The sequence below is a fragment of the Microbacterium sp. HMWF026 genome, from assembly GCF_003061325.1.
GTDB classification, from domain to species: Bacteria; Actinomycetota; Actinomycetes; order Actinomycetales; family Microbacteriaceae; genus Microbacterium; species Microbacterium testaceum_E.
This window is the reverse complement of the sequence record NZ_QAJB01000043.1, coordinates 3,856-13,471: the sequence shown is the minus strand read 5'-3', so window position 1 is coordinate 13,471 and position 9,616 is coordinate 3,856. Positions and strand designations below refer to the sequence as shown.

The 9,616-nt window shown below is 68.9% G+C and carries 13 protein-coding genes; 2 read left to right on the top strand and 11 right to left on the bottom strand.

Annotation, left to right across the window (positions count from 1 at the left end; translation table 11 throughout):
- Positions 1-496: 496 nt before the first annotated feature.
- From DBR36_RS01900 to DBR36_RS01860, 10 genes are all read right to left on the bottom strand, one after another.
- Complete coding sequence (locus DBR36_RS01900; RefSeq protein ID WP_108317326.1) at positions 497-994, bottom strand: hypothetical protein; 498 nt, start codon at positions 992-994, stop codon at positions 497-499.
- Positions 987-1,217: a hypothetical protein gene (locus tag DBR36_RS17165; RefSeq protein WP_146185171.1), complete on the bottom strand. Its 231-nt coding sequence runs from the start codon at positions 1,215-1,217 to the stop codon at positions 987-989. Before DBR36_RS17165 ends, DBR36_RS01900 begins: the two co-directional genes overlap by 8 nt.
- Complete coding sequence (locus tag DBR36_RS01895) at positions 1,214-2,578, bottom strand: ADP-ribosyltransferase domain-containing protein (protein ID WP_108317325.1); 1,365 nt, start codon at positions 2,576-2,578, stop codon at positions 1,214-1,216. The genes DBR36_RS17165 and DBR36_RS01895 overlap by 4 nt, the downstream gene beginning before the upstream one ends.
- A complete protein-coding gene (locus DBR36_RS01890; protein ID WP_146185170.1) occupies positions 2,575-2,826 on the bottom strand; it encodes a hypothetical protein in 252 nt (83 codons plus the stop codon). The genes DBR36_RS01895 and DBR36_RS01890 overlap by 4 nt, the downstream gene beginning before the upstream one ends.
- A 67-nt stretch (positions 2,827-2,893) precedes the next feature.
- Positions 2,894-3,298, bottom strand: a complete 405-nt coding sequence (locus DBR36_RS01885) for a YbaB/EbfC family nucleoid-associated protein (protein WP_181373440.1) — start codon at positions 3,296-3,298, stop codon at positions 2,894-2,896.
- Between the two features lie 125 nt (positions 3,299-3,423).
- Positions 3,424-5,043, bottom strand: a complete 1,620-nt coding sequence (gene groL / locus DBR36_RS01880) for a chaperonin GroEL (RefSeq protein ID WP_108317322.1) — start codon at positions 5,041-5,043, stop codon at positions 3,424-3,426.
- 170 nt (positions 5,044-5,213) lie between these two features.
- The gene (locus DBR36_RS01875; protein ID WP_108317321.1) at positions 5,214-5,414 is read right to left on the bottom strand and encodes a cold-shock protein; all 201 of its coding nucleotides are present in this window, start codon (positions 5,412-5,414) and stop codon (positions 5,214-5,216) included.
- Between the two features lie 131 nt (positions 5,415-5,545).
- On the bottom strand, positions 5,546-6,148 hold the full coding sequence (locus tag DBR36_RS01870; RefSeq protein WP_108317320.1) for a LytR C-terminal domain-containing protein: 603 nt from the start codon (positions 6,146-6,148) through the stop codon (positions 5,546-5,548).
- A 35-nt stretch (positions 6,149-6,183) separates the two neighbouring features.
- Positions 6,184-6,438, bottom strand: a complete 255-nt coding sequence (locus DBR36_RS01865) for a DUF3263 domain-containing protein (RefSeq protein WP_108317319.1) — start codon at positions 6,436-6,438, stop codon at positions 6,184-6,186.
- Between the two features lie 9 nt (positions 6,439-6,447).
- Positions 6,448-7,437, bottom strand: coding sequence for a DUF2332 domain-containing protein (locus tag DBR36_RS01860; RefSeq protein WP_108317318.1), 990 nt, complete (start codon positions 7,435-7,437; stop codon positions 6,448-6,450).
- Between the two features lie 71 nt (positions 7,438-7,508).
- Here DBR36_RS01860 and msrB point away from each other — a divergent pair, with 71 nt between their 5' ends.
- Both msrB and DBR36_RS01850 read left to right on the top strand, forming a co-directional pair.
- Entirely contained in the window at positions 7,509-7,916 is a 408-nt protein-coding gene (gene msrB, locus DBR36_RS01855) for a peptide-methionine (R)-S-oxide reductase MsrB (RefSeq protein WP_108317317.1), read from the top strand.
- Between the two features lie 14 nt (positions 7,917-7,930).
- On the top strand, positions 7,931-8,482 hold the full coding sequence (locus DBR36_RS01850; protein ID WP_108317329.1) for a nitroreductase family protein: 552 nt from the start codon (positions 7,931-7,933) through the stop codon (positions 8,480-8,482).
- A 91-nt stretch (positions 8,483-8,573) separates the two neighbouring features.
- Here the strand turns inward: DBR36_RS01850 and DBR36_RS01845 are convergent, their stop codons facing one another.
- On the bottom strand, positions 8,574-9,515 hold the full coding sequence (locus DBR36_RS01845) for a DMT family transporter (protein ID WP_181373439.1): 942 nt from the start codon (positions 9,513-9,515) through the stop codon (positions 8,574-8,576).
- Positions 9,516-9,616: the final 101 nt, after the last annotated feature.

The following is a 9,616-nucleotide window of genomic DNA, read 5'->3' as shown; positions in this document are numbered from 1 at the left end:
AGATCACGCAGAGGCCCGATCCCACGCTCGCCGAGCTCCGGGTGTCGGGCGCTCAATGAACGCGCTTCTCTGTCCGGAACGGACGCGTCCCAGCAGCCCGTCGTCCGCCGGTGCGACCTCGTGGAATGCCACGGTCGCCGAGCCGCGAACGAACGCCATGAGCACGGGGATGAGGTCCTGCGCCTCATCGCCAAACCGAGCTGCTACGGCGCCCAGGTCACTGGTTGGTTCCGGCGCAACACCCCATCCGGTGTGGCGCACGGTCGCGTCGCTGAGCTTCGCATCGTCGACTGCGGGTGAGCTTGCAACACCGTTCGCGGGAAAGCGCGCGTCGGCGTCGCGAACCGCGACAGGGTTCCGGAATCTGCTGTTCCCCGTCCACCACGTCTCTCAGAAACTGCAGCGGTACAGAAAATCGTCGGGTGAGCTCATGAGCACGGGGGCGGACACGACAGTTCTGCTCGAGCGGAGTTGGTGGGACATCCTGTTGGCGACGTCATTCATCGTCGAGAAAAAAGAATGGCTCGACGAACTTCCCGGGGGTGGTGATGGGCACGTCCGCAGACTCCCATGCACTCTGGAGCGTCTGCTGCACCTGATCGGCGAGCGCCTCGAGTGTCGAGGGGAGCGAGGCCGACGGATCCTGCTCGGCGAGTTGCTCGATGATCGTCACGGGACGACCGTCCGGGAGAGAGATCCTGGCCACCTCCAGGAGAACGACCTCGGGTGGAAGGACGATCTCCTGCTCGGCAGGGTTGGCGGCGAATGCCGCTATGTTGCGCCCCGTACGGCTCACGATGGCAGCAACGGCCGGGGTGGAGAAGTTCTCCGTCGCGATTCGGGGGTCCCTACTGGTCGCGGTCAGTCCACGGGTCCAGCGCGCTGGCTTCAGGGGCGGAACGCCGGGAAGACCATGAAAGACGACACCCGTGTATGCGGGTAACCGCTCGAGCGCGCGGAGAAGAGCCAGGGCAGCACCGGCCGCGTCAGTCATGCGCCGATCCTCCCAACTCGTTGTCTTCTACGAGTTCAGGGGGACGGGGCGCCGGCCTTTTCACGACGATGCCCGGCAGCATACTGTCGGCTTTTTCGGGGATGGTCGGACGACTCCTGTAATCCCCCGCCAGCTGGCGCCGTCGGAGGTTGTCCATGGCGGCTTGCGTTTTCTCTCGCTCCTCAGCCGACAGCCCAGCAGCTATTTCGTCGAAGTCCGTCACGGCACCTCCCGCATAATGATCTGAATCTGGCCGTCCACTTCGCGGCGACGCAGCACCTCGAAGTCCGTTCCGGGCTTGAAGAGGACTTCATTCTCGTGGTCCGCGAAGCGGCTGAGGTGTTGAACGCTCTTCCCGTGTACCGATTCGATTTCGTACTGCACTTCTCCGGCGAAGGCGCGATCGATGTCTGCACTAGTGAAGGACTTATTCGTCACGATCTGGCCGGGTTGATAAGCATCGAGGTACGTCGCCCCAGGCTCCAGTCTTTCTCCTCGAAGGACGGTACCGGGATGGTCGGGGAGACGATCCAGAGCTCGGACTGCGCCATCGATAGCGCTCTGCAATTCCGGTGTCATCGGAATCTGTCCTCGCAGTGCCTTGTTGATGTCGACGTACAGTGGCCCCGTGTAGTCCCGCAGCGCTTGCTCATCAGCTGCTATCTGCTCAGGAGTGGCATCGTCGGAACGCGACGGAGCGTCCACTTCATCGTCAGCACGATGCGCCGATGGGCTGCCTTCAGTGCCACCGCGGGGTGGCACGTCGTCCGCATGCGTGCCCGCGATAGGTGGCTGCTCAGGTGCGCGGGTCGGAGGCGTCGCCTCTGCAGCGCGGCGTGGGACGCGGCGGAACATATCCTCTCCGCGGCTCATCAGCGCCTTGAGCTCGCCCAGCAGGTCGCCGAGCTTGCCGCACGAGCGCAGCAGGCCGGTGAGCTTGCTGCTGATCTTGGCGGTCCAGCTGGCGACGCGGGTGGAGACCTGCGTGATGATCCACGGGGTGGCAAGGCCCACCGTGACCACGGCCTGCGTCGCCCACGAGATCGCGGAGCCGACCAGCTGCGACAGGATGTCGCGCACGAGGTCGTGAACGACCTGCACGATGGTCGACGCGATCTGCAGACCGGTGGCCATCGCCCCCGCCCATTGACCCGATGCGCGGATGTGCGCGGCGGCGTCGGTTTGGAACCGGCGGTACGCCTCGATCGCCTCACCGGCCATGTCGTCCAGGTCGGTGACGACCCGGTCCAGGAAGTCGGCGGACGCGTCGAGCTGGGTCTGGACGTTGGTCCAGGTCTGCGCGAACCCCATCACGGCGCCGGCGTCGCCGGTGAGGTCGTTGAACCAGCCCTTGATCGGCTCGAAATGATCGATCAGCCAGCCGAGGCCTGCGGCGATCAGCGACCCCAACGGGTCGATGACGGCGGCGACGGTGTCCACCGCGGTGCTGAACGCCGCCAGTCCACCCTCGACCCAATCACCCGACTCGATCGCGTGCGCGAGCTGCGTGCCGGAGTCGAGCAGCCCGGCCCCGCTGAACGGTGTCGCGGTGTCGACCGGTCCGGCGATGAGCGCGTTGCTCACAGGCCAGCCTCCAACGCCCGCACCCACTCCATGACTTTCTGCTCGTACGCCTCCATGTCGTGGCCGACGCCGACGATCTCGGTGGCCGAGCGGCGCACCATGTCCTCGGCGGCGCCGATCAGCGAACGGGCGGCACCGGCCGCCACCGTCGCCGGCGCCACCAGGAACGAACACAACACCCCGAACGCCTCGGCATTCAGGCCCCCGGAGGACCCGGCATCCCGGGCGACGGAGATATCGGATGCCACCGCGCCCAACCGAGACGCATGCGACCCGATCAGCTCGGAATCGACGGCGATACGCTCCGCCACGGCGTCAGACCCGGAACCCCATCGGCGCAGACGGCGGCGACTGCCGCTCGATCTCACCCGCCAACCGGTCCACGATCGCCGAGTCCGCACCGAACGCCGCGCGCGAGATCTCCAACGCCTGCTCCCCCGCGAGCCGCTGCGCAGCCCCCGCCGTCTCCACGATCAACCGCTCCAACGCGTCCGGGCGCAGCTCATACGCCGCGTCCGCCAGACGGATACCGACCAGCCGGCCGGTGGCATCCACCGTCACCGCCACCTCACGTCGCGGCGCCGTCGCCGTCGCCCGCACCGCATCGATGTCCGCCTGCACCTGCTGCGCCTGCGCGGCACGCACCTGCGCCTCAGCGACCTGCTGCTCGATACGGGCGATCGCCGCCTCCGCCTCGCGAGAAGAGAAGAGATCACTCATTCGATCGAGCGTAGTCGGATGATTCGGCGCGCACCGCCTGGGTAAGAGAATTCTCATCCAGGCCCGGTCCGTACACGAAAACGCCCCCTCCCGGAGGAGGGGGCGTTCTCAGTCGTCAGCGTGGATCAGAAGTCCATGCCACCGGTCGGGTCGCCCGCGGGAGCGGCGACCTTCTCGGGCTTGTCGGCGACGACGGCCTCGGTCGTGAGGAACAGACCGGCGATGGATGCCGCGTTCTGCAGAGCCGAACGGGTCACCTTGGCGGGGTCGATGATGCCCTGTGCGAACAGGTCACCGTACTCGCCGGTCGCCGCGTTCAGGCCGTGGCCCACGGGGAGCTCCGAGACCTTGTTGGCGACGACACCGGGCTCGAGACCGGCGTTCAGCGCGATCTGCTTGAGCGGAGCCTCGATGGCGACGCGCACGATGTTCGCACCCGTGGCCTCGTCACCGACGAGCTCGAGGTTCGCCAGCGCGTTCTTACCGGCCTGGATCAGCGCGACGCCACCACCGGCGACGACACCCTCTTCGACGGCGGCCTTGGCGTTGCGCACAGCGTCCTCGATGCGGTGCTTGCGCTCCTTGAGCTCGACCTCGGTCGCGGCACCGGCCTTGATGACGGCGACGCCACCGGCGAGCTTGGCGAGGCGCTCCTGGAGCTTCTCGCGGTCGTAGTCGCTGTCGGTGTTCTCGATCTCGCGGCGGATCTGGGTCACGCGACCCTCGATCAGCTCCGACTCACCGGCACCCTCGACGATCGTGGTCTCGTCCTTGGTGATGATGACCTTGCGAGCGCGGCCGAGCAGGTCGACGGTCGCGTTCTCGAGCTTGAGGCCCACCTCTTCGGTGATGACCTGGCCGCCGGTGAGGATCGCGATGTCCTGCAGCTGCGCCTTGCGACGGTCGCCGAAGCCGGGGGCCTTGACGGCGACCGACTTGAAGATGCCGCGGATCTTGTTGAGCACGAGCGTCGCGAGAGCCTCGCCCTCGACGTCCTCGGCGATGATGAGGAGCTCCTTGCCCTCCTGGATCACCTTGTCGACGATGGGCAGAAGGTCCTTGATGTTCGAGATCTTCTGGTTCGCGATCAGGATGTAGGGGTCCTCGAAGACCGCTTCCTGACGCTCGGGGTCGGTGACGAAGTAGGGGTTGATGTACCCCTTGTCGAAGCGCATGCCCTCGGTGAGCTCGAGCTCGGTGCCGAAGGTGTTGCTCTCCTCGACGGTGACGACGCCTTCCTTGCCCACCTTGTCGATGGCCTCGGCGATGAGCTCGCCGATGGCGGGGTCGGCGGCGGAGATCGACGCGGTGGCCGCGATCTGCTCCTTGGACTCGACCTCCTTGGCCGAGGACAGCAGCTCGTCGGTGACGGCCTTGACGGCCTTCTCGATGCCCTTCTTCAGGCTGATGGGGTCGGCGCCGGCGGCGACGTTGCGCAGTCCCTCGCGGACGAGAGCCTGGGCGAGGACGGTGGCCGTGGTGGTGCCGTCACCCGCGACGTCGTCGGTCTTCTTGGCGACCTCCTTGACCAGCTCGGCGCCGATCTTCTCGTACGGGTCGTCGAGTTCGATCTCCTTGGCGATCGAGACGCCGTCGTTCGTGATCGTGGGGGCGCCCCACTTCTTCTCGAGCACGACGTTGCGACCGCGGGGGCCCAGGGTCACCTTGACGGCGTCGGCCAGCGTGTTGAGGCCACGCTCGAGACCGCGACGGGCCTCTTCGTCGAAAGCGATGATCTTTGCCATAAGTGTGTCGTCCCTCCCGGACGGGTGACTTCCAGATTTTGGCACTCGACGAAAGCGAGTGCTAACTCATTCTGGCACTCGCCCCTGGGGAGTGCAAGCCGCCTCACCCGTCCGGGAACGACGAAGGCCGTGGCATCCGACTGCGGATGCCACGGCCTTCGATGCAGCGTTCAGGCCAGTCGCACGGACTCCGCCTGCGGGCCCTTCTGCCCGCTGCCGACGGTGAACTCGACGGCCTGTCCCTCTTCGAGGACGCGGAAGCCCGACATCTCGATGCTCGAGTAGTGGACGAACACGTCCTGCCCATCGGACACGGTGATGAAGCCGTATCCCTTCTCGGCGTTGAACCATTTGACGGTGCCCTGCGTCATGCGAATCTCCTGTTGCTGAACGACGAGGTCATCGTAAGCACGGGGGATGCCGCGTCGCGGGGCGTTCAGAGCAAAGTTGACGTAGGTGCACCGAAGTGTTTACGCCGCGGAAACACCGGGCTCCGCCAGGGTCAGGGCGCGGGGGTTTCGTCCGCCCCGCCCGCGACCCGGTCCAGACCGAGGACGACGATCAGACGCTTGACGTCGCTCTCGTCGCCGGGGGTGTTGGGGTCGTCGGTGGGCTGCAGGAAGTCGCTCTGCGCCACCTCTGCTCCCCCGATCGTCTGCGCGAGCCCCTCGGCCGCGGGCAGATCGGTGTCGCGAAGGTAGTAGATCGTCGTGGTCGCGAAGTCGGTGCTGTCGGACGATCCCGTCTCGACGGAGGTGCCGGGCCACCCCGCGGCGACGATGCGGTCGCGGGTCTCGCCGGCCAGACCGTCGTTCGTCGTACCGTTCAGGACGACCACCGAGTACGACGTGTCGACCACGGCGGGCGTCGTCGGCTCGGCCGAGGCCGAGGGAGCGGGGGCCGCGTCGTCGCCCAGCGAGATGCGTCCCGACACCACCAGCGTGCCGAAGATGCCGACGATGATGAGCACCAGCGTGGCCAGCGCCGCCCAGAGGAAGACGATCCACCCTCGGAGCCGCGGCTTCTCGGCACGGTGGGCGCCGACACGGCCGGAGGCGTCGGGCAGGTCGTCGAAGCGATCCCGAGGGAAGGTCGATCTGGCCATTCGACGATCGTATCGGTCGATGCCCTGGGCGCCCGTCAGCGGGTGGCCGACCGCGTCACGCGAGAACGGTGCATCTCGGCGGCGTCGTCGCGTCGACGGCGCAGGCGCCGCACGAGCATCGGATCGTGGGCGAGGGCTTCGGGGGTGTCGATCAATCGACCGAGCAGCTGGTAGTACCGCGCGGGCGTGATCTCGAACTCGGCGCGAATCGCCTCCTCCTTCGCACCCGCGTGCCGTCGCCACTCACCCTCGAAAGCGAGGAAGGCGAGATCGCGGTCCGACAGAGTCACCCGGCAAAGCTACTGCGCGGCGGGTCGGAATCCCGGATGCCACGCCACCCACGCCCCGAGCGGATCCACCTCGCCCAGGACGTCGCCGTCCAGAGCGAGAGAGAACCCTCCGCGCACGGCCTCCACCCGTCGCGTCCACCCGTCGTGGAGCGCCGGCGCGTCGAGGGTGATCCAGCGTCCCGCCGCCCGCGCGGCGTCGATCACGGCGCCGCGGCGCGCGCGGGGGACGTGGGCGAGAACGCCGGGCGTGGTGACGACGAGTGTCGCGTCGCGCGGGGCCCGGGCGGCGAGGTCCGGCAGCGCTTCGGCACCGTCGCCCGTCACGAGCAGCGGCGGATCGGCCGCGGCGATGTCGAGCGCGCCGACGATGCGTTCCCGGCGTCCTTCCTCACCCGGCCAGACCAGACCCGCCAACCACGCGCGGTCGTCCGGATCCCGCGCGTCGAGCGGGTTGAGGTCGATCCCCGCCCGCCAGACGATCTCGGGCATCCGCAACGCGGGCGACCCGGTGAGCTCCGAGGCCAGGATCACCGCGCTCGGCCCCGCGGGCGGATCCAGGGCGACGGTCTCTGCGCCGCGGTGGTAACGGTACGAATAGCGGTCGGGGTACAGGCACAGCCCCGCGCTCGCCCCGACCTCGAGCAGGGCGATCGGCCCGTCGATCAGCGACAGCGCCGGCAGCAGGGTCGCGCAGCGGAGCGGTTCGTTGGTCTGGACGCTCCGCCGCCCGCACTCGAGCGCGATCGACTCGGCGTGGGCGACGACCCACACGGCCCACTCGTCGATGTCGGCGTCGGGGGCGCCGAGCACGCGCATGACGGCGAACACGAGCGGGGGCTGTCGACGGGTGTCGGGGATCGCGGCGAGCGCTGCCGCGAGATCGCGGTCCCCCGCGACGCGCGCCGCCCACTGCTCGTAGACCGCTGATCTTCCCGGGGCCTCGTCGCGGGCGAAGCGCCCGTAGCGCTCGACGACGGCATCCACGGCATCCTGATCCATCGGGAAATTATCCCGCCACGACCGGGGACGCGTCGCGCGCGAGACAATGGAGGGGACGAAGGAGAGAACACATGACCTACGCCGTCGACAAGTCCGACGACCAGTGGCGCGCCGAGCTCAGCCCCGAGCAGTACGCGGTGCTGCGCCAGGCCGGTACCGAGCGCGCCTGGACCGGTGAGCTGCTCGACGAGAGCCGCGCCGGCCTGTACACCTGCGCCGCGTGCGGGGCCGAACTGTTCCAGAGCGGTACCAAGTTCGACTCGCACTGCGGGTGGCCGAGCTTCTACGAGTCCGTCCGCCCCGAAGCGGTGGAGCTGCTCGACGACAACAGCCACGGCATGCAGCGCACCGAGGTCCGCTGCGCGAACTGCGGTTCGCACCTCGGGCACGTCTTCCCCGACGGTTTCGGAACCCCCACGGGCGACCGGTACTGCATGAACTCGCTGTCGCTGAACTTCACCCCCGAAGAGCAGGCGTGAGCGCACTCGAGGCGATGCGCGACCGCCGGTCGTGGTCCAAGGTCACCGACCTCGCCCCGACCGGTCCCGAGCTCGAGGTGTTCGTCGCCGCGGCCGGCCGCGTGGCCGATCACAAGACGCTGCGACCCTGGCGCCTCATCGAGATCCGCGGCTCCGACCGCGACCTCTTGGCGCGCGCGCTGAACAAGGCCGACGGCAAGAAGGGGTACTCCTCCAAGCCCCGACGTGCACCGCTGATCATCGCGGTGGTCGCCGACCTGCGCTCGAAGAAGATCCCCGCGTGGGAGCAGGAGGCCGTGGCATCCGGTGTCGCCCACATGCTGAGCCTCGCGCTCGACGAAGCCGGCTTCGGCGTCTTCTGGCGCACCGACGACAACACCCGCAGCAAGGTCCTCGCCAAGGCCCACGGTCTGGCGAAGGGCGAGGTGCTGCTCGGCTGGCTCTACGTCGGCGGCAAGCCCCCGCGCACGCGTCCCGTGCGGCGAAAGACGGTGGATGCCGCGAAGCACATCTCACGACTGCCCGGCGGCAAGAAGCGACGCCCGGTCGACGAGGCGCGCCTCTGACCCCGTTCCTCCGGTGCGATCGACGCCGTCGGCTGCGGCCGGCGGCGTCGTCGTCTGCCGGGCGGGACTGCCACGGCGCCGCGCCTCGCGGTCAGCGGCGACGACGCCGCCACGGGACAGCGGCGACCGCGACACCGGCGATCGCGACACCGGCGGCCAGAAGGGCGACCGGCGTCGAGGGAGCCGCGGGAGCGGGCCAGAGCGCATCCAGCAGCACAGAGGTCGTCAGCAGTCCGACGACGGAGCCGAGCCCGAGCAGCAGCACGCCCGTGCGGCGCACGACGACCGCCGACAAGAAGATGTAGACCACCCCGACCGCGCCGCCGAGGTAGAGCCAGGGTTCGGTCGGCACGACGCGCGGAACGTCGACCGCGACGACGTGGATCACGGCGGCGACGACGAGCACGACGGTTCCACCGATGAAGTTGACCAGGGTCGCGGTGAGCGGGCTCTCGACCCGCACGCGCAGACGGCCGTTGGTGCCCTGCTGCCACGCGACTCCCGCACCCGCGACGGCCGGGACGATCAGCATCCACAGGGGGACGCCGCCCAGCGCATCGCCCGAGAGGCAGACGACGACCCCCGCGATCGCGAGCAGCGCGCCGATCACGCGGCGCACCGTGACCGGCACGACCCCCGCGGGGCCGTATCCGACGCGGTCGAGCACCAGCCCGCCGGTGGTCTGCCCCGCCACGAAGCCGACGGTGAACAACGCCACGCCGATGATGGCGACGGTCAGGCCCTGACTCGCGACGGTGAACGCGCCGGCCAGCCCGCCCAGCAGCATCCACGGCGGCAGTGTGCGCGAACGGATGCCGTCGACCAGCCGTGCGAATCCGCGCCGTCCCTCGGGCAGGAGCGCCGAAAGGACGACCAGGATGCCGAGTCCCGAGCTGAACGAGATCGCCGCGGCGACGATCCCGTCGCCGATCTCGGCCCCGAGCGTGCCGTTGATGCGGGCCTGCAGCGCCGTGAGCGCACCGATCAGCACCGCCCCGCCGACGGCCACGCCGATCGTTCCGCGCTCGGACACGGTTCTCCCCTCGCGCCCCCGGGCTGAGGGCCACCGTCGATCGTACGGCGGCGGCGCCGCGGTCGTCCGCAGGGGTCACTACGCTGCGAGCAACCGCCGCT

Coding starts and splice junctions, on each gene's coding strand:
- DBR36_RS01900 (WP_108317326.1), bottom strand. CDS start 994: ATGACTGACGCGGCCGGTGCTGCCCTGGCTCTTCTCCGCGCGCTCGAG.
- DBR36_RS01885 (WP_181373440.1), bottom strand. CDS start 3,298: ATGAGTGATCTCTTCTCTTCTCGCGAGGCGGAGGCGGCGATCGCCCGT.
- groL (WP_108317322.1), bottom strand. CDS start 5,043: ATGGCAAAGATCATCGCTTTCGACGAAGAGGCCCGTCGCGGTCTCGAG.
- DBR36_RS01875 (WP_108317321.1), bottom strand. CDS start 5,414: ATGACGCAGGGCACCGTCAAATGGTTCAACGCCGAGAAGGGATACGGC.
- DBR36_RS01870 (WP_108317320.1), bottom strand. CDS start 6,148: ATGGCCAGATCGACCTTCCCTCGGGATCGCTTCGACGACCTGCCCGAC.
- DBR36_RS01860 (WP_108317318.1), bottom strand. CDS start 7,437: ATGGATCAGGATGCCGTGGATGCCGTCGTCGAGCGCTACGGGCGCTTC.
- msrB (WP_108317317.1), top strand. CDS start 7,509: ATGACCTACGCCGTCGACAAGTCCGACGACCAGTGGCGCGCCGAGCTC.
- DBR36_RS01850 (WP_108317329.1), top strand. CDS start 7,931: ATGCGCGACCGCCGGTCGTGGTCCAAGGTCACCGACCTCGCCCCGACC.